The sequence below is a fragment of the Roseomonas indoligenes genome (assembly GCF_017813365.1).
GTDB classification, from domain to species: domain Bacteria; phylum Pseudomonadota; class Alphaproteobacteria; order Acetobacterales; family Acetobacteraceae; genus Roseomonas; species Roseomonas indoligenes.
In genome coordinates, this window is record NZ_JAGIZA010000001.1 from 204,529 (window position 1) to 228,527 (window position 23,999).

21 protein-coding genes are annotated in these 23,999 nt (G+C 74.4%); 7 read left to right on the forward strand and 14 right to left on the reverse strand.

The features are described from left to right. Positions 1–14: 14 nt before the first annotated feature. The 8 genes from J5Y10_RS00900 to J5Y10_RS00935 all read right to left on the reverse strand — a co-directional run bounded on the left by J5Y10_RS00900 (position 15) and on the right by J5Y10_RS00935 (position 8,860). Positions 15–2,249, reverse strand: a complete 2,235-nt coding sequence (locus J5Y10_RS00900; RefSeq protein ID WP_209369797.1) for an ATP-binding response regulator — start codon at positions 2,247–2,249, stop codon at positions 15–17. Positions 2,250–2,265: 16 nt separating this feature from the next. After that, the gene (locus J5Y10_RS00905) at positions 2,266–3,936 is read right to left on the reverse strand and encodes a methyl-accepting chemotaxis protein (RefSeq protein WP_209369798.1); all 1,671 of its coding nucleotides are present in this window, start codon (positions 3,934–3,936) and stop codon (positions 2,266–2,268) included. A 5-nt stretch (positions 3,937–3,941) separates the two neighbouring features. Continuing rightward, on the reverse strand, positions 3,942–4,538 hold the full coding sequence (locus J5Y10_RS00910) for a chemotaxis protein CheW (protein WP_209369799.1): 597 nt from the start codon (positions 4,536–4,538) through the stop codon (positions 3,942–3,944). Beyond that, positions 4,538–5,950 (reverse strand): CheR family methyltransferase, encoded by a 1,413-nt coding sequence (locus J5Y10_RS00915; RefSeq protein WP_209369800.1) that lies wholly within the window; start codon positions 5,948–5,950, stop codon positions 4,538–4,540. Before J5Y10_RS00915 ends, J5Y10_RS00910 begins: the two co-directional genes overlap by 1 nt. Before the next feature lie 7 nt (positions 5,951–5,957). Beyond that, entirely contained in the window at positions 5,958–6,515 is a 558-nt protein-coding gene (locus J5Y10_RS00920) for a chemotaxis protein CheW (RefSeq protein WP_209369801.1), read from the reverse strand. Between the two features lie 67 nt (positions 6,516–6,582). Continuing rightward, on the reverse strand, positions 6,583–7,350 hold the full coding sequence (locus J5Y10_RS00925; RefSeq protein WP_209369802.1) for an ankyrin repeat domain-containing protein: 768 nt from the start codon (positions 7,348–7,350) through the stop codon (positions 6,583–6,585). A 59-nt stretch (positions 7,351–7,409) separates the two neighbouring features. Beyond that, positions 7,410–7,787: a hypothetical protein gene (locus tag J5Y10_RS00930; RefSeq protein ID WP_209369803.1), complete on the reverse strand. Its 378-nt coding sequence runs from the start codon at positions 7,785–7,787 to the stop codon at positions 7,410–7,412. Positions 7,788–7,849: 62 nt separating this feature from the next. Continuing rightward, positions 7,850–8,860 (reverse strand): Bug family tripartite tricarboxylate transporter substrate binding protein, encoded by a 1,011-nt coding sequence (locus J5Y10_RS00935; protein ID WP_209369804.1) that lies wholly within the window; start codon positions 8,858–8,860, stop codon positions 7,850–7,852. 163 nt (positions 8,861–9,023) lie between these two features. Between J5Y10_RS00935 and J5Y10_RS00940 the strand changes: the two genes are divergently transcribed. Both J5Y10_RS00940 and J5Y10_RS00945 read left to right on the forward strand, forming a co-directional pair. Beyond that, positions 9,024–10,301 carry an ArgE/DapE family deacylase gene (locus J5Y10_RS00940; protein WP_209369805.1) on the forward strand — a complete coding sequence of 426 codons (1,278 nt, stop codon included), beginning with the start codon at positions 9,024–9,026 and terminating at the stop codon, positions 10,299–10,301. 7 nt (positions 10,302–10,308) lie between these two features. Beyond that, on the forward strand, positions 10,309–10,974 hold the full coding sequence (locus tag J5Y10_RS00945) for an RraA family protein (protein ID WP_209369806.1): 666 nt from the start codon (positions 10,309–10,311) through the stop codon (positions 10,972–10,974). 13 nt (positions 10,975–10,987) lie between these two features. Here J5Y10_RS00945 and J5Y10_RS00950 read toward each other — a convergent pair whose 3' ends face one another. The 6 genes from J5Y10_RS00950 to J5Y10_RS00975 all read right to left on the reverse strand — a co-directional run bounded on the left by J5Y10_RS00950 (position 10,988) and on the right by J5Y10_RS00975 (position 20,375). Beyond that, the gene (locus tag J5Y10_RS00950) at positions 10,988–12,562 is read right to left on the reverse strand and encodes an ABC transporter substrate-binding protein (protein WP_209369807.1); all 1,575 of its coding nucleotides are present in this window, start codon (positions 12,560–12,562) and stop codon (positions 10,988–10,990) included. A 102-nt stretch (positions 12,563–12,664) separates the two neighbouring features. Beyond that, positions 12,665–13,621: an NAD(P)H-dependent flavin oxidoreductase gene (locus tag J5Y10_RS00955; RefSeq protein ID WP_209369808.1), complete on the reverse strand. Its 957-nt coding sequence runs from the start codon at positions 13,619–13,621 to the stop codon at positions 12,665–12,667. Between the two features lie 33 nt (positions 13,622–13,654). Next, positions 13,655–15,736, reverse strand: a complete 2,082-nt coding sequence (locus J5Y10_RS00960; protein WP_209369809.1) for a hypothetical protein — start codon at positions 15,734–15,736, stop codon at positions 13,655–13,657. After that, on the reverse strand, positions 15,736–18,462 hold the full coding sequence (locus tag J5Y10_RS00965; RefSeq protein WP_209369810.1) for a DUF4159 domain-containing protein: 2,727 nt from the start codon (positions 18,460–18,462) through the stop codon (positions 15,736–15,738). The genes J5Y10_RS00960 and J5Y10_RS00965 overlap by 1 nt, the downstream gene beginning before the upstream one ends. Positions 18,463–18,502: 40 nt before the next feature. Beyond that, a complete protein-coding gene (locus J5Y10_RS00970; protein WP_245214173.1) occupies positions 18,503–19,366 on the reverse strand; it encodes a DUF58 domain-containing protein in 864 nt (287 codons plus the stop codon). Further along, positions 19,359–20,375, reverse strand: coding sequence for an AAA family ATPase (locus J5Y10_RS00975; protein ID WP_209369811.1), 1,017 nt, complete (start codon positions 20,373–20,375; stop codon positions 19,359–19,361). The genes J5Y10_RS00970 and J5Y10_RS00975 overlap by 8 nt, the downstream gene beginning before the upstream one ends. Before the next feature lie 161 nt (positions 20,376–20,536). Here J5Y10_RS00975 and J5Y10_RS00980 point away from each other — a divergent pair, with 161 nt between their 5' ends. From J5Y10_RS00980 to J5Y10_RS01000, 5 genes are all read left to right on the forward strand, one after another. Next, a complete protein-coding gene (locus tag J5Y10_RS00980; protein ID WP_245214174.1) occupies positions 20,537–21,133 on the forward strand; it encodes a DUF1285 domain-containing protein in 597 nt (198 codons plus the stop codon). Next, the gene (locus tag J5Y10_RS00985; protein ID WP_209369812.1) at positions 21,130–21,747 is read left to right on the forward strand and encodes a CoA pyrophosphatase; all 618 of its coding nucleotides are present in this window, start codon (positions 21,130–21,132) and stop codon (positions 21,745–21,747) included. Before J5Y10_RS00980 ends, J5Y10_RS00985 begins: the two co-directional genes overlap by 4 nt. A 117-nt stretch (positions 21,748–21,864) precedes the next feature. Further along, a complete protein-coding gene (locus J5Y10_RS00990; RefSeq protein WP_209369813.1) occupies positions 21,865–22,392 on the forward strand; it encodes a VOC family protein in 528 nt (175 codons plus the stop codon). 46 nt (positions 22,393–22,438) lie between these two features. Further along, positions 22,439–22,690, forward strand: a complete 252-nt coding sequence (locus J5Y10_RS00995) for a hypothetical protein (RefSeq protein WP_209369814.1) — start codon at positions 22,439–22,441, stop codon at positions 22,688–22,690. After that, positions 22,687–23,982, forward strand: coding sequence for a CCA tRNA nucleotidyltransferase (locus tag J5Y10_RS01000; RefSeq protein ID WP_209369815.1), 1,296 nt, complete (start codon positions 22,687–22,689; stop codon positions 23,980–23,982). The genes J5Y10_RS00995 and J5Y10_RS01000 overlap by 4 nt, the downstream gene beginning before the upstream one ends. Positions 23,983–23,999 lie beyond the last annotated feature (17 nt).

Genomic DNA, 23,999 nt, shown 5'->3' on the forward strand with positions numbered 1-23,999 from the left:
ACGCCAAGGGCACCTCAGATCAGCTGGCCGATGGTGGCCAGGAGAGCCTGGCCGTCGAAGCCCTGCTTCGTCAGGTAGGCGCTGGCGCCCAGCTCCATGCCCCGCTGCACGTCGCCGGGGCTGTCGCGGGAGGTCATGAGGATCACCGGAAGCTCCGCCAGATGCGGATCCGCCCTGATGGCTTCGATAAGCCCGAACCCGTCCATCCGCGGCATTTCGACGTCGGCGAGCACGAGGTCAACCGATGCGCCGGGTTCGCGCAGAGAGTTGAGCGCGTCCACCCCATCCACCGCCAGGGTCACGCGATAGCCGCCGGCCTCCAGGATGCTGCGCTCCAGCGTGCGGGTGGTGATGGAATCGTCCACCACCAGGATGTGGCGCCGCCGCTGCGGCGCGGCCGGCGCGGGCCGGGCGGCGCCGGGGCGGGCGGTGTAGGGACGCGCCGCCTCCCGCAGCCCGCGGTCAAGCAGCCCGTCCGGGCGCAGCACCAGGGCCACCGCCTCGTCCTCCAGCAGGGCGGCGCCGGAGACGAGGGCCGTGTCCAGGCCGGGCGCGTCCACCTCCGTCACCACCAGGCTGCGCGCGTCCCGCAGGGCGGCGACCGTCAGCGCCAGCCGCGCCCCGCCGCGGGCCAGCAGCACGGCGGGAACGGGGCCCGCCGCCGGCTCCTCTGCCCGGCCGATCAGGGAAGCCAGGGAGGCGAGTGGAACCAGCGCCTCCCCGCCCTCCAGCGCTAGCCGAGCGACGGGCCGCCCCTCGGCGGCGAAGATGGCGTCGGGATTGATCCGCAGCAGTGGCCCCACCGTCACCAGCCCGTTGCCGCCGGGCAGGCCGAGCACCTGCCCGCCCGCCTCCACCAGAAGCAGGGAGCGCCGGCCGGTGGAGGGGGGGAGGGCGATGACCACCTCCGCACCCCCGCCCGGCCTGGGGCGCAGCGCCGCGCCGCCATGCAGGGCCACCGCCGCCTCCGCCACCACGGAAAGCCCCATGCCGCGGCCGGAGAGCCGGTCCACCTCAGTGGCCGTGGAAAAGCCCGGCTCGAAGACAAGGGCGAGGAGGGAATCGGCCGAGGGCGGGGGCGCGCCCGGCGCGCGGGGCGCCAGCAGGCCGCGGAGGACCGCCGTCGCCTCGATGGCGGACAGGTCCGGCCCAGGGCCGTTGTCCCACACCGTCACGGCAAGCCCGCCGCCCGTGGCGGCCACGCGCAGCCCGATTTCCGCCCGCCGCCCGTCCCGCGGCGCGCCGTGGCCGAGGGCGTTTCGCAGCAGGTGCAGCACCGGGTCCTTCAGCGCCTGCAGCACGCGACGTTCCGCCTGGATCTCCAGCCCCTCGGTGCGGACCGTCACCTCGCGCCCTGCCTCCCGCGCCATCTCCCGCGCGGCGGCAGCGAGGGGGCCGAGCACGGTCGCGGCGGGGACCAGGGCGATGGCCTCCACCTCCTCCTGCAGGGCGGCGGCGGCGCGGTCCAGCGCGTCCTCCATCGCCCGCCCCTGGCGGGAGAGACCGGCGAGATGGCGCACCGCCTCGCCAAGCGCCGCGTCGAAGCCGCGCAGCCGGGGGGCAAGGGCGGGATCGGCCGGAAGGGCGGCGCGCAGCCCGTCCCAGCCCCGGCGCAGGGCGCGAAACTCCGCTTCCAGCCCGCGCAGCCCGGCGATGGTGGAATCCTGGCGCCCGATCAGGGCCTTCAGCCCGTGCATGGCGGCGGAGAGGCGCTCCACCCGCGCCGCCTCCACCCGCAGGTGACCCTCGCCAGGTGCTGCGGGGGCTGCGGCGGCCGGCGCGGGGGCGGGCGTCTCCGCCGCATCGGCCGCGGCCGGTGGCTGGGGCAACGGCGGCGCGGCCAGGGGTGGGGCGGGGGCGCCGTCCAGCGCTGCCAGCACGGTCTCCACCGACGGTGCCTCCACCCCGGCCGCCATCGCGGACGCGGCCGATTCGATCGCGTCCAGCCCGCGGTGCAGCAGGGCCAGGATGGCCGGGGCGAGATGCGCCGGGCCGCCGGCGGCCGCGTCCATCTCCCGCGCCAGCAGCGATTCCACGCGATGCGCCACGGCCTCGAGCCCGGGCAGGTCAACGGCGCGGGCGGCGCCCTTCAGGGAATGCGCGCGGCGGAACACCTCGCGCAGCGCCGCGGGCTCCAGCGCCACGGCACCGTCCGCATCCTCCGCGGCCAGGGCCTCGCGGATGGCGCCCAGGTGCTCGCGGTGCTCGGCCGCGAAGGCCGCCAGCAACTCCGCCCGGAAGTCGGACACGCCCGGCGCCCCGCTCTCAGATGCGGTAGCGATCGGCCAGCCGGACCAACCCCTGGCTCAGCTCGCCCATGTTCGCCGCCGCCTGGTCCAGCTGCCGCGTGCCGGCCGCCGTCTGCTGGCTGGCCTGGCGGATGTTGGACAGCGCCCCCATCACCTGCTCGATTCCGAGTTGCTGCTGGTTCGTGCTGGCGACGATCTGCTGGAAGGTCTGCACCGCCTCCTGCACGCTGGCGGTGATCTCGCGGATGGTCTTGTGGCTCTGCGCCGTGCGCTCGCGCCCGGCGGCGGCGCGCTTCACCGCCTCCTCCGTCAGCATGACGGAGGAATTGATGCCGCGCTGGATATCGCCGAGGTTGGCGCGCACCTGCGCCGTCGCCTCCTTCGCCTGGTCGGCGAGCGATTTCAGCTCGGCCGCCACCACGGCGAAGCTGCGGCCCTGCTCGCCGGCCGCCGCCGCCTCGATCGCGGCGTTCAGCGCGAGGAGGTGGCTGCGCTCGGAGATGTCGTTCACCGTCGCGGTGATCTCGCCGATGGCCTGGGTCTTCTCGCTCAGCGCCACGATGTTCTCGGCCACGCGCTCCGCCTGCTCGCGGATGTTGTCCATGGCGCGCACCGTCTCCTCCACCGCGCGCAGCCCGCCGTCGCTGGTTCGGACGGTGGCCTGGGCGGCGGCGATCACCTCCTGCGCGCGCTTGCCGATCTGGCTGCCGGAATGGGTGATCTCGTCCACGGTCGCGGCCGTCTCCTGCACCGCGGCCAGCTGCTCCTCCACGGATGCGGCCTGCTCCTGCGTGCTGGCGCGGATCTCGGCGGTCGCGGCGTCCAGCTGGTGGGTGGCGTCGCGGCTCTGGCGGGCCAGGTCGCGCAGCCCCGCCACCATGGCGTTCAGCGTCTCGCCCAGGCGGCCGAACTCGTCGCGCCCCTCCCGCGCCGGCGTGCCGGAAAGGTCGCCGCGGCCGATGCGCTGCACGAACTCGACCAGGGTCTCCAGCGGCCTCGCGATGGCGCGGCGCACGAGGAGGGTGACGGCCACCGCGAGCAGGACCGCCAGCCCCATGCCGCCGAGGATCAGCACGCGGGAACGCTCCGAGATCTCGTCCAGCCGCTGCTGCCCGATCGCCCCCAGGCGCTCCATCGCCGCGTCCACCCGGTCCAGCGACTGGTCCAGCTCCGTCGCGCTCTCGGCCACGCCGGGCTCGGCGGCCAGCACGGCGTTCACGTCATCGGCGGTAAGGGAGCGGAGCTTCGCCTCCACCCGGTCCCGGTGGCGCTGAAGGGCGGCGTTCACCTCGTTCAGCGCGGCGACCACGCGCTGCCAGGCCTCCAGCCGATCCTGCGCGACGGCGGTGGCGGCGAAGCCCTGTGCCGTCGTGATCGCGTTGTTCAGCAGCGTCGCCATGCGGGCGCTGCCCTGCTGCCAGTCCGCCGTGGGCACGGTGGCCGGGGCGGCCTCCGGCGCCGCGCGCCGGCCGAGATAGGCGATCATGATGCGCGACCGCGTGTTGCGCAGGTTGATCTGCGCGTTCCGCACGTCGTCCACCTGGCGCGCGACGCTGCCGTCGCGCATCGCGACCAGGCGGGTGGAATCCCGCACCGTCTCGAACTGGTCCAGGCTCCAGAAGCCCAGCAGGATGGTCAGCAGCGTCAGCGCGACGAAGCCCAGCAGGGCGCGGTTCGTGATGGACACGCGGGTCAGGCTCCGTGTGCGTCTGGAGGTGTGGAAGGCGCGGCATAGGACCGCAGGAGACGGTCGAGGTCGAGCACCGCGAGGACGGCGCCGGTTTCCGGCAGCAGCGCGTGGAAGGCCACCGCGCCGCCCGGGCTGGCGGGGGCGCGCTCCGGCGGCAGGGGCTGGGGCTCGGCGGCGGAGAGGGCGCGGGCGACGCGCAGCGCCAGGCGCCGTCCCCCGGGGCCGGGCCGCAGCAGCACGTCGTGCCCGCCGCCTTCCGGTGCATCGCCGGGGGAAGGGGCGTCCGGCACGGCGCCCGTCAGCGCGGCAAGGTCGAGCACGGCGTAGAGGCGCCCGGCACGGGCGCGCAGCCCCAGCATGGCGGCCGGGGCGCCGGGCAGCGGGCAGGGCGGCTCCGCCGGCAGCACCTCCGCCACCCGGGAAAGGGGAAGTCCGAAGTTCTCCGCCCCAACGGCGATCAGCAGCACGGGCGCGCCCCGGGGCGGCTCCGGGGCGCCGCGCCGGGCCAGGGCCTCGGCGCGCTCCTCCAGCAGCCGCGCCGTGCGCGCCTCGCCGATGGCGCCGAGGATCGTCGGGTCGGGCAGGAAGCGCAGCACCATCAGCCCACCCCCCCTGGCCTCGGTTCCAGGTGGTGCCGCGCGAGGGCGAGCAGGGTTTCCGCCGTCATCCCGTCCCCTTCCTCCAGCACGGTGTCGCCGGGCAGGGCGCGGGCCAGCCGCGCCGCATTCGCCACGCTGCGACGCCCCGCCGCTTCGGCCCCCCGGTCCAGCAGCAGCAGGCCCAGTTGGTAGTGCGCCGCCACGAAGCCCTTGTCGAGGTAGAGGGCGCGCCGAAGCGCCGCCTCCGCTTCTCCCGGCTCTCCCAGGCCGCGGGCAACGAGGGCATCCAGGTAATGCAGCGGCGCCGCGGTGGGGTGGGCCTCCAGTCCCGCGCGCAGCGTGGTCCGGGCATCGTCCAGCGCGCCCGAATCCGCCTCCGCCCTGGCCCGCCCGATGACCGCGGGGAGGTCGCTGGCCGCAGGGGCGCTGGGGCCGGCGGGCGCGGCCGGCAGGACCGGCAGGGGATGCGGCGGCGGCAGGAGGGGCTGCCAGGGCTGCGGGTCCGGCACCGCCGGCTCCATTGCCTCGGGGATGGGGGAGGGACGGTCCGGCGGTGTGCCCCGGAGGGGGCGCCAGGCCGTGGCGCCGGAGAGGGTCGCTGCCTCCAGGAAGGCGCCGTAGGCCGGGTCGGGCTCTGCATGGCCCAGCAGCAGCCAGCCATCCGGCACCAGGCGACCGGCCAGGGCCCGCACCATCTCCGGCACCCCGGCGCGATCGAAATAGATCAGCACGTTGCGGCAGAGGATCAGGTCGAAATCCGTCATGCCCAGGGGCAGCGTGCCGTCCAGCAGCCCTAGCAGGTTCTGCCGCTCGAAGCGCACCGTGCCGCGGTTTTCCGGGCGGAGCTGCCAGGCCCGGCCGCCATCCACGGGAAGGAAATCGCGCTGCCGCTCCGCCGCCTGCATCCCGCGCAGCGCCCAGGGGGAGAAGCGGGCGGCGCGGGCGGCGACCAGCGCCGCCTCGCTGATATCCGTCCCAAGGATGGAGATGCTCCAGGCCCTGTGCTCCGCCCCCAGCAGCCGGCGGAGGAGGATCGCAAGGGAATAGGGCTCCGCCCCCGTGGAGCAGCCGGCGGACCAGATCCGCAGGCGCCGCGCCTCCGTCCGCCGCGCGATGAGACCGGGCAGGATGCTGTCCCGCAGCGCCGCGAACTGGCGGGCGTCTCGGAAGAAAAAGGTCTCGCCGATGGTGATGGCAGATTCCAGGGCGGCCCACTCCGCCTCGCCCTCCGCCGGGTCGCGCAGCAGGGCGGCGTAGCCCGCGGAGTCGCCGGCGCCGGTGGCGCGGATCCGGGCCCGCACCCGTTCCCAGAGGGCGGCGTCCTTGTCCTCGTAATAGGCGTGGCCAGTGCGGGCGATGATCAGGCGCTTGAGGGGCGCGAAGGCCTCGTCCGGCCGGGGCGCGTCGCTCATGCGGCGATCAGGACTCCTCGGCCGTCGCGGTCCACCGCGCCAGACGGGCCTGCGCCTGCCCGGTCAGCGCGCCCAGGATCGCCGCCTCCTCCGCCATCAGCAGCCTATCCGGGGCGAGGAGATGGGCCGTGCCGCCCCCGGAGGCCGCGGGAAGCTCCACCGCGCCCGCCACGACCCCGCCGAGGGAGGTGTCCTCCTCCGTAGGGCGCAGCGGCAGCCCGGCCGGCAGCACGTCCGCCGCCCGGTCCACCAGCAGGGCCACGGGCCCCGCCGGGCCGGTGACCGCGGTCTCCAGCAGGATAAGGTGGCGATAGGGATGCAACGGCCCGGCCGGCAGGCCGAGCAGGACGGTGAGGGCGACCACGGGCACCGCCGACCCGCCGAGGTTCAGGAAGCCTGCAAGCGGCGCCGGCAGCCCCGGAGGCGAATCCAGGTTCGGCAGGGGAAGTAGGGCCCGCACCGCCTCCCGCGGCAGCGCAAGGAGGGCCCCGCCGGCGGAGAAAAGCACGAGCGCGCCCTTCCCCGCAGGGGAGCCGGGCAGCGGAGGTTCGGGTAGCGCTGCCATGGAGGAGCTCACCGGAGAAGCGCGAGGGCAATCCCGGCCGGCGGGCGCGGCCGGCCCGGGGCCTTCCTCAGGCCCGGCGGCCGCGTCGGGCGGCCGGACGCTCAGCGGGCTGCTGCAGCGGCTCGGCCCCGGCGGGTCGGCCGGCATCGAAGCCAAGGAAGCCGATCTCCGGCCGCGGGCTGCCGCCGTCCCCGGCGAAGAGCCGCGCGCGCAGCGGCGCGGTCGCCACGGCCGGGGCCGTCCGGCCGCCGCGCGGCGGGTCGCTCAGAAGGCCGGATGGGCGCGCGGGGGCATCGGGCTCGGGCTCATCCGCGGCGGGGCTGGGGGCGCGGGCGGCGGCCTGTGCCTCCCGCCCGGCCCGGCCGCGGCGCGCATTTGCGGCGGGGGCCGGCGCCGGCGCCGGCTCGCCGGGCGCGAAGGTCGGGCCGCTGCCGGCGCTGCCGCGGGCGGAGAGGAGATAGAAGGCGATCTCGGTCCGCCCCTGGTCCACCGCCGCGTCCACCGGCGTCAGGCCGAGCTGGTTCCGGGCGTTGAGGTCGGCGCCGCGCGCCATGGCCTCCTTCGCCGCCCCCAGGTCGCCGCGGTTCACCGAGTCGAACAGCGCGTCGTTGGGGGAGAGGCTGGCGCTCGGCGTCTCCGCGGGAATGGGGTCCACGGCCCGGCGGTTGGCCAGGCCCGGCAGGGCGGGCGGCGGCGGGCGGGCGGCGCTGCCCTGGCCCGACGGCATCGGCGCATTGCGGCCGATCATGCCGCCGCCCGGTCCGCCCATCTGGGCGAAGGCGGGCGAGGCCAGCATTGGGCCGGCCAGAACGAGGAGGAGGGGGAGGCGGCGCATGGTCTCTCCTATAGTCCCCCGCGCCCGGCGGGGCCAATCCCGCGGCGGTGGAACGGCCGTCAGGCGCAGCCCTGGCCGCGGAAGCTGTAGCCGGAGACGCGACCTTCCCGCAGCGCAAAGGTCACGTCGCACTGCACGGGGGCGTAGGTCGTGCCGACGAAGCCGCCCCCGTAGAAACCCCCGCCGTAGAAGCCGCGCCCGACGGACCCGATGAAGGGTCCGCCCGCGAAGCCGCCGGGCAGGGCGACGGTGCGCTGCTCGTCGTATTGCAGGAACTTCTCTCCGCCCGTCTCGTAGTGCCGCGTCGGCACGCCGAGTGCCGAGACCAGTTCCAGCTCGGAGCGGCCGACGAAGGTAGCAAGCCGCTCATCCAGGGTGGGCCTGGTTGCGCAGGCGGTGAGGGCCAGCATCGGAAGAAGGGCAAGGGCGCGTCTCATGCCCTGCATCTGGGATGTCCGGTGCGGTTCTGGAAGGGCGGTGTTCACGGTTCGGCCCCCGCTCAGCGCGCCGGGGCCGGCCCTTCCGCGGTGATCCCGGCCTCCCGCACGAGGCTGCCCCAGCGCTCCATGTCGGCCGCCATGCGCCGCCCGAAGGCCTCCGCCGTGCCACCCGCGACATTGTAGCCCTGCGATGCCAGCGCCTGCGCCGCCTCCGGGGAGGCGAGCACGGCATTCGCCGCCTCGTTGAGGCCCGCCAGCACCGTGGGGGCCACCCGCGCGGGGGCAAGAAGGCCGAACCAGTCCCGCACCGTCACGCCTTCCACCCCGCCCTCGGCCAGGGTGGGGGAATCGGGCAGAAGGGCGAGGCGGGCCGGGGCCGTGACGGCCACGGCACGGAGCACGCTGCCGCGGGTCAGCTCCGCCGCGCCGCTGACGGGCATGAACATCGCCTGCACCTCGCCTGCCGTCACCCCCGTCACGGCGCCCGCCGTGCCGCGATAGGGCACGTGCAGCAGCCGCAGCCCGGCCTGGCGTTGGAACAGCTCCATCAGCAGGTGGTGCGGCGTGCCGATGCCGGGGGAGGCGTAGTTCAGCGCCTCCGGCCGGGCTTTCGCGCGGGCGACGAACTCCGCGAGGTCCGCCCCGCCGGAGGGGTGCAGGACCAGGGCGTAGTCCACCTCCGTCAGCATGGCGACGGGGGCGAAGGAGGCGAGCGGGTCGTAGGGAAGGCTCGCGTAGAGCCCGGCATTCATCACCAGCGTGGTGGTATGGACCATCAACGTGTGCCCGTCCGGCGCGGCGCGGGCGACGAGGCCGGCGCCGATGTTGCCGCTGGCGCCCGGCCGGTTGTCCACCACCACGGGCTGGCCGAGCCGCTTCTGAAGGCCTTCCGACACGACCCGCGCCACGATGTCCGGCGGCGCGCCGGGGGTGAAGGGCACGACGACGGTGATGGGCTGCCGGCCCGTGCCGGGCTGGGCGAAGGCCGGCAGGGACAGCGTGGCGGCCCCCGCCGAGGCGAGGAGCAGCCGGCGCCGGGCCAGGCGCGTCGGGGGGCAGGCGAGGTCCATGGCGGGCTCCGTCCGGATGGGCGGGGCGGGAATAGCCAATCCGCAACTCATTCGCAATTGCGGCGATCCGGATGCTGGACCGGCTTTCCGGCGCCGCGCCCCCTTCCGTCCCGCCCGGTCCCGGCGCAACCATTCGCGCCGCACCGCGAAAAGGACGCCCGCCTTGCCCGATCCCGCCATCCTCGACCGCCTGCGCGCCGCCGTGGAGAAGAACTTCGAGGCCGAGACGGCCTTCCTCTCCGAGCTGGTCCGCTTCCCCAGCCTGCGCGGGCGGGAGGCGCCGTTGCAGGACTGGTTCGCGCGGCAGATGGCGGGCCGGGGCTATTCCGTGGACCGCTACACCCTCGCCGACGTGCCGCTGGAGAGCCACGAGAAGGCCGCGCCGATGGTGGATGTGGACCCCGCAGGTTCCGTGCAGGTGGTGGCGACGAAGCGCGCGAAGGAGGCGGGCGGGCGCAGCCTGATCCTGCAGGGCCATATCGACGTGGTGCCGGAAGGTCCGACCTCCATGTGGACGCACCCGCCCTATGGCGGCGTGGTGCGGGACGGCTGGCTCTATGGCCGCGGCGCGAACGACATGAAGGCAGGCGTCGCCGCCATGGTCTTCGCCATGGACGCGCTGAAGGAAGCGGGGCTGACGCCGAAAGGCGACATCCACGTGCAGACCGTGACGGAAGAGGAGAGCACGGGGAACGGCGCCCTCTCCACCCTGCTGCGCGGCTACCGCGCCGATGCCTGCCTCATCCCGGAACCGACCTCGGGCACCATCACCCGCGCGCATACCGGCACCATCTGGTTCCGCCTGCGCGTGCGCGGCGTGCCCGTACATGTGGCGGTGGCCGACAGCGGCACCAACGCCATCCTCTCCGCCATGCACCTGATCCAGGCGCTGCAGAAGTTCACGGTGGAGCTGAACGAGAAGGCGAAGGCCGATCCCTCCTTCGGCGGGGTGAAGAACCCCATCAAGTTCAACCCCGGCATCATCCGCGGCGGCGACTGGGCCTCCTCCACCCCCTCCTGGTGCGAGGTGGACTGCCGCATCGGCCTCACGCCCTCCATGGAGGTGGCGGATGTGCAGAAGGGGATCGAGCGCGCGGTGGAGGCGGCGCGGGAGGGCGACACCTTCCTGGCGAACAACCCGCCGGAGATCACCTGGCACGGCTTCGTCGCCGACGGCTACGTGCTGGAGGAGGGCAGCGAAGCGGAGCGCGTGCTGGCCGCCGCCCACGGGCAGGTCTTCGGCGCCGACATGGAGGAGCGCCTCTCCACCGCCGTGAACGACACGCGCTACTACGGCCGCTACTACGCCACCCCCGCCCTCTGCTACGGCCCGGGCGGCGAGGGGAACCACGGCTTCGACGAGCGGACCAACCTGGAGCTGCTGAAGAAGACCACGCTCTCCATGGCCGCCTTCATCGCCGACTGGTGCGGGGTGGAGTAGCCCCGCCATGGCCCGCTACGTCACCGGCGCCCCTCCGCCCTCCCTCGACCCGGCCGTGGTCGCGCTGCTGGAAAAGGCGGAGACGGCGACCATCGGGCACTGGCGCCACTGGGGCTTCGTGGACCGCCGCGTTGCGCCGTTGCTGCCGCGCAGGCGCGTGGCGGGTACCGCCTTTACGGTGATGCTGCCCGCCAATGACGGCACCATGCTCGCCCACGCGCTGGACCATCTGCGCCCCGGCGACGTGCTGGTGGTGGACCGGCTGGGCGACAGGCGCCACGCCTGCATCGGCGGTGGACTCGCCGTGGCGGCCCAGGCGGCGGGTGCCGTGGCCGCCGTGGTGGACGGACCCTGCACCGACCTGGAGGAGATCGAGGAGGCCGGCTTCCCGGTGTGGTGCCGCGGCCTCGCCCCGGTCACCACGCAGATCTTCGACATGGGCGGGGCGATGAACGTGCCGGTCAGCATCGGCGGCGCGGTGGTGATGCCGGGCGATGCCGTGATCTGCGACAACAGCGGCGTCCTCGTCCTGCCGCCGGGCGAGGCGGAAGCCGAGGCCCGACGCGCGATCGAGACCCAGGCCCGCGGCGCGGAGACCGCCCGGCGGGTTGCCGCCGGGGAACTCCGGATGGGCGTCGTGTCCGGCGCGACCGCGCGCGTGACGGGAGGGTAGGGGGGGGCGCCCCCTACTCCTTCCGCACGCCCCAGAAGACTGGCACCGTCGTCGGCCGGATGCCCGTGACGTTGCTGCGCCAGGCGGCGTTGGCGCGGAACTGGCCGCCGTTGATGTAGGGCAGCACCTCGTAGGCGCGGGCATGGACGCCATCCAGCAGCGCGCGGCGCTTCTCCGGGTCGCCCTCCGCCGCCCAGGCGGCGCGCAGGCGCTCCAGCTCCTCGTCACACGGCCAGCCGGCCGGCGCCGCGTCGCAGGTGCTGGCGAGGTAGAGGTTGGAGAGCGGGTCCGCCGAATCCAGCGCGTTGGCGATGGTGATGAACATGTTCCAGCCGCCCTGCGCCGGCGGCTCCCGCCGGTTGCGGCGGGCGGTGAGCGTGCCCCAGTCCATCGCCTGCACGTCTATGTTCAGCCCGATGCTCTTGAAGGCGTCGGCCATCACCAGGGTGGAGGCGTTGTTCAGGCCGTTGTCGGTGGCGTTCAGGAAGACCACGGGCCGGCCGTCATAGCCCGCCTCCTTCAGCAGGGCGCGGGCGCGCTGCAAGTCGGGCTGCTGCAACCCGCGCGCGCCGGCAGCGGTCTCCAGCGGCGTGCCGCACATGAAGTAGGAGGGACAGTAGGGCACCTGCTCGGCAGGGCGGATGCCCATTCCCTCCAGCACGTCGCGCTGGTTCAGCGCATAAAGCAGCGCCTGTCGCGCGCGGGGATCGTTGAAGGGTGGTTGCGCGTGGTTCAGCCGCAGCCAGGCCATGCTGCCCACCGGGTTCACCGGCGCCACCTTCACGGCCCGGTTGCGCTCCAGCGTCGGGATCAGGTCGGGCGGGGGCTGCTCCACGAAGTCCAGCTCGCCGTTGCCGAGCGCGTTCACCGCCACCGTGGCGTCGGGCATCGTTACCCATTCCACGCGGTCCACGAAGACGGCCTTGCTGCCGGCCAGCCCGTCCGGCGCCTCCTCCCGCGCGCGGTAGTTCGGGTTGCGGCGATAGACGGCACGGTCGCCCGCCCGCCACTCATTCGCCTGGAAGATGAAGGGGCCGGAGCCGATGGCCTCCGTGATCGCCGTGCTGGGCGGGGTCTGGGCGATGCGCTCGGGCATGATGAACAGCGCGCTGCCCGTCGGGCGCGCCAGGGCCTCCAGCACCAGTCCGAATGGGCGGGCGAGGCGGATCTCGAAAGTCTTGTCGTCCACGACCTCGATCGCGCTCGCCGCCGCCGCCAGCGCCCGGCCCACCACGTCGCGCTGCGCCCAGCGCTTGATGGAGGCCACGGCGTCCACCGCGCGTACGGGCTGCCCGTCATGGAAGGCCAGGCCGTCGCGCAGGGTGAACCGCCAGTTCATCCGGTCGTCCGAGACGGTCCAGTCCCGCACCATCTGCGGCCGGGGAACGCCCTTGCTGCCGAGGCCGAAAAGCTGGTCGTAGACGAAGAAGCCGTGGTTGCGGACGGTGGCCGCCGTGGACTGCACGGGATCGAGGCTGGAGGCCGGCAGGCTCAGGGCGATCCGCAGCGTGGTCTCAGCGGCGGCGGGCCCCGTCCAGGCGAGCGCGGCGCAGGCCCCGAGGTGGAGGAAAAGGCGGCGCAGCACCATGGGGAAGCTCCTTCGGCGGCCGGGGAGAGCCGGCCATTCACGCAACATTTAGCACGATCCGTGCCTGCCATGAGCAAGCGCGCCATGCCCGCCGCCGAGCGGTCAGAACGCCCGCACCGCTTCCTTCGCCGCCTCGTACTCGGCGCGCAGCCGGGCGACCAACTCCGCCGTCGGCTGCACCGCCCTCACGGCACCGATCCCCTGGCCCGATCCCCAGATGTCCTTCCACGGCTTGTTGCGGCTGGTGGAGAAGTTCACCGAGGATGGGTCCGGCCGCGGCAGGTTGTCCGGGTCCAGCCCGGCCTTGCTGATGGAAGGGCGCAGGTAGTTGCCGTGCACGCCCGTGAAGAGGTCACTGTAGACGATGTCGCCCGCAGCCCCCTCCACGATCATCGCCTTGTAGGCCTCGGCCGCGCGCGCCTCCTCCGTCGCGATGAAGGCGCTGCCGATATAGGCGACGTCCGCCCCCATCACCTGCGCCGCCAGGATGGCGCGGCCGGTGGCGATGGCGCCGGAGAGGGCGATGGCGCCGTCGAACCAGGCCCGGGTTTCTTGCACCAGCGCGAAGGGAGAGATGCTACCGGCATGGCCGCCGGCACCGGCCGCCACCAGCACCAACCCGTCCGCGCCCTTCTCCACCGCCTTGCGCGCGAAGGTCTGGTTGATGACATCGTGCAGCACGTAGCCGCCATAGGCGTGCACCGCCTCGTTCACGTCCGGTCGCGCGCCGAGGGAGGTGATGACGATCGGCACACGGTGCTTAGCGAGGAGGGCGAGGTCGTGGTCCAGCCGGTCGTTGGAGCGGTGGACGATCAGGTTGATCGCGAAGGGCGCTGATGGGCGATCCGGATGGGCGGCGTCATGCGCGTCCAGCCGCTCCCGGATCTCCGCCAGCCAATCGTCCAGTTGCTCGGCGGGCCGCGCGTTCAGCGAGGGCATGCTGCCCACGACGCCGCTGGTGCATTGCGCGACGACGAGATCCGGCACAGAGATGATGAAGAGCGGGGAACCGATCACCGGCAGCGAGAGGCGCTGCCTCAGCAGGTCACGCAATCCCATTCGATCTTCCCCGGCCGTTCCTCGGCCGGAAGCCTACCGCCCCTCCCGCCTCCACGCCACCACGGCCACCCCCAGCACCAGCAGCAGCGCCAGCGGGGGCGGCAGCAGCGGCAGGGCGGAGATGCCCGTCACCGTGTGATCCTCCCGCCGCACCAGCCCGATCCAGCCGGGGCCGCTCGCATCGCGCCCCATGGCGACGCGGCGGATATCCGGCAGGGTCGATCCGTCGCCGATCCAGCGTGCCGCGCCGCCGCTGGCGTTCACCACGTTCCCCATCCGCCCGGGATCGGCGCGCAGGTCCGCCACCTCCGGCGGGTTGGCGGCCTCGGCGGCGGCGAAGGCGGTGCGTGTGCCGTCGGTCGCGGACCAGACGCCGGGCGAGGTCGCCGGCACTTCCACCACCGCGCGCCCGCCCTCGCGCCGGTCCGGCGCGTGGCGGCTGGTGGTGCCGTCCGGTGCGGTGACCGTGATCTCCGGCGGCGGCGCGTCGGAGAGGCTGCGGCGCGTGACGGTCATCCGCCCCTGGACGATGGCGGCCGTCAGGTCCTCCTCCTCCAGCTCCGGCTCGCGCATCAGCCAGTGGGCGATGCGGCGCAGCAGCTCCGCCTGCGGCCCGCCGCCATCATGCCCGCGCGACCAGAGCCAGATCTGGTCCGAGAGCAGCAGCGCCACGCGGCCCTCGCCCACGCGGTCCATCAGCAGCAGGGGATTGCCGTCCGGCCCGTTCATGATGTTGGCGCCGCTGCGCGGCTCCGCGCGCAGCATCCGGTACCAGCGGCCCCAGCTCGCCTGTGCGGCGGCGTTGGCGTTGGCGCCCGTCAGCCCCTCCGTCACCGGGTGGCGCAGCCCCGTCTCGCTCACCTGCGCGCGGAAGGGGGTCTCCAGCAGCGCCGCGCCACCGGGCAGGGGGCGTGCGGGGAGCACCTGCCCCAGCGGCGTGTTGGCCAGCGAGGCCGGCCCGGTGAACTCCGGCCCCACGGACATCAACAGCGCGCCTCCCAGGCGCACATGGTCGGCGATGTTCCGCAGGTATTGCGGCGGCAGGATGCCGCGGTTGGAGAAGCGGTCGAAGACGATGAGGTCGAACTCGCGCAGCTTCTGCTGGAACAGCTCGCGCACGGGAAAGGCGATCAGCGCCAGCTCGTTCAGCGGCGTCAGGTCGTCCTTCTCCGGCGGGCGCAGGATGGTGAAGTGGACGAGATCGACGTTCGGATCGGCCTTCAACAGCCGCCGCCAGGTGCGTTCGCCCGCGTGCGGTTCGCCGGAGACCAGCAGCACGCGCAGCCGGTCCCGCACGCCGTTGACCGTGACGATCGCGCTGTTGTTCAGCGTGGAGACCTCGCCCGGCCGCTCCTCGGCCGTGATCTCGATCACGCTCGGCCCGCCGCGCTCGATCGGAAGGGCGATGCGGTGCTCGCGGCCGGGCACCACGCTCTCCGTCCGCGGCGCACCGCCGTCGCGCCGGATGGACAGGCGCACGGGCGTGTCGGAGGCGGGCACGCCCAGGTCCTCCACCACCACGCGCATCTCCACGCCGCGGCCGACGATGCCGAAGCCCGGCGCCTCGATCACGCGCAGGCGGCGATCCACCTCGCCCGCGCGTCCCGGAAGCAGCAGGTGCAGCGGCGCGTCGGCGGGGAAGTTCGGCGGCACGTCGTGCACCTGCCCGTCGCTGAGGGCGATGATCCCCGCCAGCCGCGCGCGGGGGATATCGGCCAGCCCACGCTCGATCGCGGCGAAAAGGCGCGTGCCCTGGTTGCCGCCCTCCTCCGCGACGACGGTGCGGATCTCCAGGTCGGGCAGGCGCCCGGCACGGGCCTCGATCCCCGCGCGCGCGGCGGCGATCGCGGCGTCCCGCCCGGCAACGGTGGTGGAGGCGCTGTTGTCCACGGCCAGCAGCGCGATGTCGGGCCGTACCTCCCGCGTCTGCTGCACCAGCCGCGGATTGGCGATGGCGCCGAGGATCAGTAGGAAGGCCAGCGCCCGCCACCCGGCCCCGCGCGCCCGCCGCCACAGCGCGGGTGCCAGCGCCAGCACTGCCAGCACGGCGAGCGCGACGACGAGCCAGGCCGGAAGGACCGGCGCGAAATCGATGGAGGAGAGGGAGCGGACCATCAGTTCCCCAGCCTCTCCAGGATGGCGGGCACGTGCACTTGGTCGCCCTTGTAGTTGCCGGTCAGCGCGTAGATCACGAGGTTGACGCCGAAGCGGTAGGCCAGCGTGCGCTGCCGCGCCCCGCCGGGGATGACGGCGTAGGGATTGCTCCCCCGCGCATCCACGGCCCAGGCCGAGGCCCAGTCATGACCCCCGATGATGACGGGGGAGACGCTGTCATTCGCGCGGTCCGTGTCCCGCGCGATCCAGACCGGCCCGCCGGCGTAGCGCCCGGGCAGCTCCGGCAGCAGATAGAAGGCGCGCTTCAGCACGTGATCGTCCGGCAGGGGCGCCAGGGGCGGCACCTGCAGGCGCGAGGTCAGCCGCCGCAGCGCCGCGTCCGCGCCGAGCGAGACGCCCTCGCCCGAACCCTCGTTGCGCGTGTCGAAGAGAATGATGCCGCCGTTCCGCATGAAGGCGTTCAGCGCGTCCACCGCCCGCGCGTCCGGCGCCGCCGCATCCGGCAGCACCACCCAGAGCAGGAGAGGATAGAGCGAGAGGTCGTCCACCCCCGGACGCAGCGCGACGGGCTCGGCAAGGTTCGCGGCGGTGCGCCGGTTCACGTACTCGGACAGCCCGGCAAGGCCCTGGCGGGATACCTCGTCCGTCGCGGTGTCGCCCGTGACGACATAGGCCAGCCGCGTGGCCAGCGCCGCCGACCCTTCCGGTGCCCCCTGCGCCTGCGCCAAACCTGGCACCAGGATCGCCAGCGCCAGCAGGGCCGCGCGGGCGCGCAGACCCAGCCCACGGCTCTGTAGCGACAGCAGCAGGTCCGCCGCCAGCAGCACCAGCGCCGCCGCCAGCAGCCAAGGGCCGAGGTCGCGCTCCGCCGGCACGCCGCCGATCCGCGTCTCCCGCGCGCCGGAGGGCGGGGCGGCGGCCGGGGCAGGGGCGGGAAGGCGGGCGGAGAGGTTCAGCGCCCGCCGCTCCCCGCCCTCGCCTGATGTGCCGTACCAGCCCGGCGGGTGGCGCGGGCCGGGCGTGGTGGAGTCCAGCCGCGCCGCGCCGATCGGTCCCGCGACGGGCGGCGGGGCGCCGAGGCGGCCGAAGCCGTCCAGCGTCTCCACTGGCGCCAGCGGCGCCTCGCCTTCGCTGCCCGCGACGCCGGAGGAGAGGGCGACGATCCGACGGAGCATGTCGATGTAGAGCCCCGAGAGGGGCAGGTTGGACCAGTCCGCATTGGCGGTGACATGGAAGAGCACGATCCGCCCCTGTCCCCGGTTCTCGAAGGTCACCAGCGGCGTGCCGTCGGACAGCCGCGCCCAGCTGCGCTCCGCCAGACGGGGAACGGGCTCGGCCAGGACCTGGGTGCTGACCGTCACCTCGGCGGGCGGCGTGAGCCCGGCGAAGGGACTGCCCTCCGCGAAAGGCGCCAGCGTCTGCGGCCGCTCCCAGGAGAGCGCGCTTCCCAGCGCCCGCTCTCCCGCGCGCAGCGGCACCGGCAGCAGGGCGTCGCCCTTCTCGGCAAGCCGCGGCCCGGCGAAGCGCAGCAGCAGCCCGCCGCCTTCCACGAAGCGCGTCACCGCCTCCGTCTCCGCGCCCTCGGCCAGTGGCCGGTCCGCCAGGACGAGCACCGCCAGGCGGCGGGAGAGCAGCACGTCCAGCGTGCCGCGCCGCACTTCCGCGAAGGGGGAAAGGGCGCGGTCCAGGTAGTAGAGCGAGCCGGTCAGGGGCGTGTCGGCCGACTCCTCCTGCGCGGCCAGCAGGCCCACGGGGCGGCGGCGGAAGCGCTCGTCCAGCAGCACCACGCCGGCAGCGCCGGGCGGCGCGCCCTCGGAGGTACCTTCCAAGGCCAGCTGCGTCACGCTGTTGCGGATCTCCACCGGCAGTTCCAGCGATCCTTCCGCCTCCGTGGCGCCGGCGGCGAGCGGCAGGGTGGCGCGGCCGAGGGTGCGGCCATCCGGCGTCATCGCCAGCACCGCCGCCTCCCCCGCCGGGCCACCCGGCGCGCGGCGCAGGCCGAGCACGAGCCGATCCGCCTCCGCCCGCGGCGGCAGCAGCACGCGCGCCGTGCCGGGCGCCCCGCGCGCCACCTGCAACGGGCCGGCATCGGCCAGCGCCGCCATCAGCGCCGCGCCGTCATCCCCGCCATGGGCCAGGCCATCGCTGACATAGAGGCTGGGGGATCCCCCGTTGCGCCCCCCATCACGCCAGTTCCGCAGCGCCTCCAGCGCCGCCGGGCGGTCCGGGGCCCAGGGATGGGGCCGCAGCGCCGCCAGCCGGGCGCGCGCCTCCTCCGCCGGCATCCACCCCGTGGGGCGGGGCGGCTCGCCTGTGACGGTGGGGCTGGTGGGAAGGATCGCCACGCGCCGGGTGGCGCGGGCGGCGGCGTCCAGCGCCGCGCCCGCTGCGGCCATGCGGTCAGGCCAGTCGGCGGCGGAAGCCCAGCCGTCATCCACCACGATCAGCAGCGGCTGTTCCACCGCATCGCCCTGCGCCGCGTTCCAGACGGGGCGCGCGAGCCCGAGGATGATCAGCGCCGCCGCCAGCAGCCGCAGCAGCAGCAGCCACCAGGGCGTCCGCGCGGGCGTCTCCTCCACCGCCGGCAGGTCGCGCAGCAGGCGGGCGGGCGGGAAGGACTGGGTGCGCGGCGTGGGCGGCGTGACGCGGAGCAGCCACCAGAGGGCGGGCAGAACGGCCAGCGCCACCAGCAGCCAGGGCGCGGCGAAGGAGAGGGCGCCGGTCATGAACGCCTTTCGTGCATCGTGTCCGCAGTCCGCAGCCGGGTCATCGCGCCCCCTGCGGGGCCAGGGCCTGCCAGAGCGCCATCAGCGCAGCTTCCGGCGGATGGTCGGTGCGGTGCGACAACATGCGAAAGCCCAGCGACCCGGCCAGCGCGGAAAGCCCGGCCCGGTGCGCCGCCAGCCGCTCCTCATACAGTCCGCGAATGCCCTCCACCCGTGGCACCAGGGCGGCATCCGTGCCGTCCAACGGCTCGAACCGCACCCGGCCGCCATAGGGCAGGGTCTCCTCCGCGGGATCGGTCAGCACCACCAGCGTGGCGCGCAGCCCGGCGGAGGCGAGCGGCGCCAGGGCGGCGCGGATCTCCGGCAGGGGGGTGAGGAAGTCGCCGAACAGCACCCCGCGGGCGTGCCGGGGCAGGGCGGTGTCGGCGGGCGGGCCGGATTGTCCCTCCAGCCGCATTGCCAGCGCCGGCAGGGCGCCCCGGCCTGAAAGACCGCGCCCGCCGCCCAACAGCCGCACCCGCTCCCCGCCCCGCAGCAGCAGGGAGGAGAGGGCCAGCAGTAGAAGGTCGGCCCGCGCCCGCTTGGTGGCGCGCGAGGGATGGCCGGACCAGTCCATCCCCGGCCCGGCATCCCGCCAGAGCGCCACGGTCTGGGCGGATTCCCATTCCGTTTCCCGCAGGTAGAGGCGGTCCGACTTGGCGCTCTGCCGCCAGTCAACCCGCGCGGCGTCGTCGCCGGGCAGATAGGGGCGGAACTGCCAAAAGCTGTCGCCCTGGCCGGAGCGGCGCCGGCCATGGACGCCCTGCATCACCGTGGCGGCCACGCGCTCCGCGGCCACGACCAGGGGCGGCAGCCGGGCGGCGGCGGCCTCTGCGCGAAGGGAGAGCGGGCCACCTTCAGCCAAGATCGGCCTTCAGCGCACCGATCACCTCGGAGAGACGGACGCCATCCGCACGCGCCGCGAAGCCGAGCGCCATGCGGTGCCGCAGGATCGGCTCGGCCAGGGCGAGCACGTCCTCCACGCTCGGGGAAAGGCGCCCGTCCAGCACGGCGCGGGCGCGGGTGGCCAGCATCAGCGCCTGCGCGGCGCGGGGGCCGGGGCCCCAGGACAGGTGCTCCCGCACGGCAGGAAGCGTGGCGGTATCGGGCCGGGCGCCGCGGACCAGGCGGAGGATGGCGTTCAGCACCGCTTCCCCCACCGGCAGGCGGCGGATCAGGGATTGCGCGGCCATCAGCTCCGCCGCCGTCAGCGCCGCCTCCGGCCGGGCCTCGGTGGCGCCGGTGGTGGCCAGCAGCATGGCGCGCTCCGCCGCCTCGTCCGGGTAGCCGATCTCGATCTCCAGCAGGAACCGGTCCAACTGGGCCTCGGGCAGGGGGTAGGTGCCCTCCTGCTCGATCGGGTTCTGGGTGGCCAGGACATGGAAGGGGGCGGGCAGGTCCAGCACCTCGCCGCCCACGGCCACCCGGCGCTCCTGCATCGCCTGCAGCAGCGCGGACTGGGTGCGGGGGGAGGCGCGGTTGATCTCGTCCGCCATCAGCAACTGGCAGAAGACGGGGCCGCGCAGGAAGCGGAAGGCCCGACGCCCGCCCTCGGCCTCCTCCAGCACTTCCGAACCCAGGATATCGGAGGGCATGAGGTCCGGCGTGAACTGCACCCGGCGGGCGTCGAGCCCCATCACCGTGCCCAGCGTCTCCACCAGCTTCGTCTTGCCCAGGCCCGGCACGCCCACCAGCAGCATGTGCCCGCCGGCCAGGAGGGTGACGAGCGCCTGCTCCACCACCTCCTCCTGCCCCAGGATCACCTGGCCCACCGCGGCCCGCACCCGGGCGAGGCGGGCGGAGAGGGCCTCGGCCTCCCGTAGCAGCCTTTCGGCATCACCTGTCACTTCCGTGACGCCGGGCACTTCAACCATGCATGGCCCCTTCTCATATGGCTGGACGGTAACGCCCGACCCCCGCCCCTCCTGAAGATGGAGGCGGGACGGTGGATAGGGAGGGTAGGGCCCTTCGATGGCGCGGAGGAAGTCACATGGCGCTGGGGATGCATGACGTTACGCAAGGCCGGAAAGCAGAGATGCCCCCGATAGCCCGATCGCCCAGGACGATCTGCGGCGACTTCCGCATGCGGATCGCCAGGGACGGCACCTGGTACTACCAGGGCAGTCCGATCGGCCGGAAGGAGCTGGTCTGCCTCTTCGCCACCGTGCTGAAGCGGGAGGCGGATGGCAGCTACTGGCTGGAGACCCCCGCCGAGCGCGGCCGGATCGAGGTGGAGGACGCCCCCTTCGTGGCCGTGGAGCTGACCTGGGGCCATTGCTGCGGCGAGGGTGCCTGCGAAACGGGTGCGAGAAAGCCCCCTGCGCGCCAGTGCCTGACCTTCCGCACCAACCTGGACGAGATGGTCTCGGCCGACGAGAACCACCCGATCCGTGTGGAGATCGACCCCGTCACCCGGGAGCCCCGCCCCTACATCACCGTCCGCCCGGGCCTGGAGGCCCGGATCAGCCGCCCCGTCTTCTATGAGCTGGTGGCGCTGGCCCAGCCGGAGACGGTGGATGGCCGCGAGGTGATGGGCGTGTGGAGCCAGGGCGTCTTCTTCATCATCGACGACAGCCCCACCCCCGAGGATCTGCCCGAGGACCTGGAAGAGCTGGACGACGAGGTGGCGTGACGGACGCCCTTCCGGCGCTTCGGCCCGGCCCTGTTACGCCCGGCCTCGCCCCGGCCGATATCGAGGCGCGGCTGGCTGATCCCGCCCGCCTGGCCCGGGCCGAGGGCGACGTGCAGCCGCCGGCGGGCCACCGCCGCTCCGCCGTGCTGGTGCCGATCCTGCTGCACGCGGCGCCGACGATCCTGCTGACCCAGCGCGCCGCGACCCTCTCCTCCCATGCCGGGCAGGTGGCCTTCCCCGGCGGCCGGATCGAGCCGGGCGAGACGCCCGAGGCCGCGGCCCTGCGCGAGGCGGCGGAGGAGGTGGGGCTGGACCCCCGCCTGCCGCGCCTGGTCGGCCGCCTGCCGGCCCTGGTGACGGGCACCGGCTTCCACGTGATCCCTGTCGTGGCCCTCCTGGACCCGCCCGTGGCCCTGACCCCGTCCCCGGACGAGGTGGCGGAGATTTTCGAGTACCCGCTGGACCGCCTGCTGGATCCGGCCTCGCCGGAGCGGCGCAGCGGCGTCTTCGGCGGCCGCACCCGCCACTACTGGCAGTGGCCGCACGAGACCCAAACCATCTGGGGCGCGACCGCGAGCATGCTGCACAGCCTGGCCCTGGCGCTGCGGGGCTGAGCCGCTCCGGCCCAAGTCCTCGCTTCTGCGCGAGCGCATGAATTGGACCTTCGCTGCAACATCAACTGCGGCGACCCTGCCACGAGGACGCCCGGAGTCGCGGGCAGGGGGATGGACATGGCGATCCGGGACGGGCTGCGCGTCGGGCAGATGGGCGTGACGCTCATCGTGAAGGACGTGGACGCGGCGGCGGATTTCTACCGCGACGTCCTCGGCGCCGAGGAGATCCGGCGCAACGCCTCGCCACTGCCGGTCGACCCGCCCGGGCCTCACGCCCACTGGGCGGAGCTGCGGCTGGGTGACGTCCATCTCGTCGTGGCGCGGGAGAATCCGCGCTGGCGGGAGGCGCCGCGCCCGGACTGGCCCCGCTCGCCCCTCTCGGCCGGCGCTTCCGCCGTCGGGCTGACGCTCTACGTGGAGGATGTGGACGCCACCTTCGCCCGCGCCCTCGCCGCCGGGGCCACGCCGCAAACCCGGGATGGCGCGCCGGAGGACACCTACTGGGGCGACCGTGTGGTGGGGTTCCACGATCCCTTCGGCCATGTCTGGCGCATCCAGACCTGCCGGGAGGAGGTGGATTACGAGGAACTGCCCGCCCGCTACGAGGCGGCGTGGCAGGCCCATCGCGCCGCCCGGGCGAATTAGCCGCCGCCCTACCACCGGGCGCTACCGGGCGTCATATAGGTCGGCGATGCCCTATCTTGCCGAGGCGATCCTCTTCCTCGCCCCCTTCGCCCTCTACGCGCTCTGGCTCCGCTTTAACCCCGGCCGGGCCGTGGCGACGCATGTCATCGCCCTGGCCGTGGCGGGGCTGGTGGTCGCGATTGGGGGCGCGATCTTCTACGGGCTGTCACGGGGGAGAAGCCCCACCACCCTCTACGTTCCCCCGCGCATCGAGGCGGACGGCCCCGCCCGCCCGGTGCCGCCCGCGCGCGCGCCATGACCGACGATCCCCCCGTCGCCCGGATCGCGCCGCCATCTATCCTGGCCGAACCTGCCCCCGCCGCCGTGCTGGCGGCCCTGCCCGGCAGCCGCGCCGTGGGCGGTGCCGTGCGCGATGCCCTGGCCGGGCGCCCCGTGGCGGACGTGGACGTGGCCGCGCCCTTCCCGCCGGAGGAGATCGCCGCCCGCCTGACCGCCGCCGGGCTGCGGGTTCATGAGACGGGGCTTGCCCATGGCACTGTTACGGCCGTTCTGGCCAGGGAGCCGAAGAGCCAGCCCGTGGAGGTGACGAGCCTGCGCCGGGACGTGGTGACGGATGGCCGGCACGCCGTGGTGGAATGGACCACGGACTGGCGGGAGGACGCGGCGCGGCGGGACTTCACCATGAACGCCCTGTCGCTCTCCGCCGCGGGCGAGCTCTGGGATTATTTCGGCGGGCGCGCGGACCTGGAGGCCGGGCGCGTGCGCTTCGTGGGCGACCCCGCGACGCGGCTGGCGGAGGACCATCTCCGCGCCCTCCGCTACTTCCGCTTCCAGGCCCGCTACGGCCGCGGCGAGCCCGACCCGGCGGCGGTGGCGGCCATCCGGGGCGCCGTGCCCTCCCTCTCCCGCCTCTCGGTCGAGCGGATCTGGATGGAATTGAAGCGCCTGCTGGCCGCGCCCGACCCGGCGGAGGCGGTGGCGCTGATGGAGGAGACGGGGGTGCTGCCCGCCGTGCTCGGCCCCGCCACGCTCGGCGCCGCCGGGGTGCTGCGGGCCCTGGCCGCCATCGGCGCCCCGCCGGACCCGATGCTGCGCTTCGATGCCCTGCTGACGCATGGCGCCGCCGAAGCCGCGCGGCGCCTGAAGGCCAGCGGGGAGGAGGTGGCGCGACTGGTGGCCCGCTACCGCGCCGGGCACGACATCCTGCCGATCCAGCCCGCCATCGCGACGGGCGGGCCGGACGACGACGCCCTGCGCCGCCTGCTGGCGGAGCAGCCGCGGGACCGGCTGACCGATGCCGCCTGGCTGCGGCAGGCCGTGAACCGGGCCTGGGGCTGGCAGGGGCCCGAGGATTCCGCCTGGGACCGCTTCCGCGCCCGGCTGGCCGAATCGCCCCTGCCGGTCTTCCCCCTCCAGGGGCGGGACGCGCTGGCGCTGGGCATGAAGCCGGGCCCGGAGATGGGCCGGTTGCTGGCCGAGACGCGCCGCTGGTGGCTGGAAGGCGGGTGCACGGCCGATTCCGCGGCCTGCCGGCACCGATTGGCGGGAATGATGAAGGCCATTCACACGGAGACGCTTCCGAAAACGTGATCGGCCGGGTTACCCAT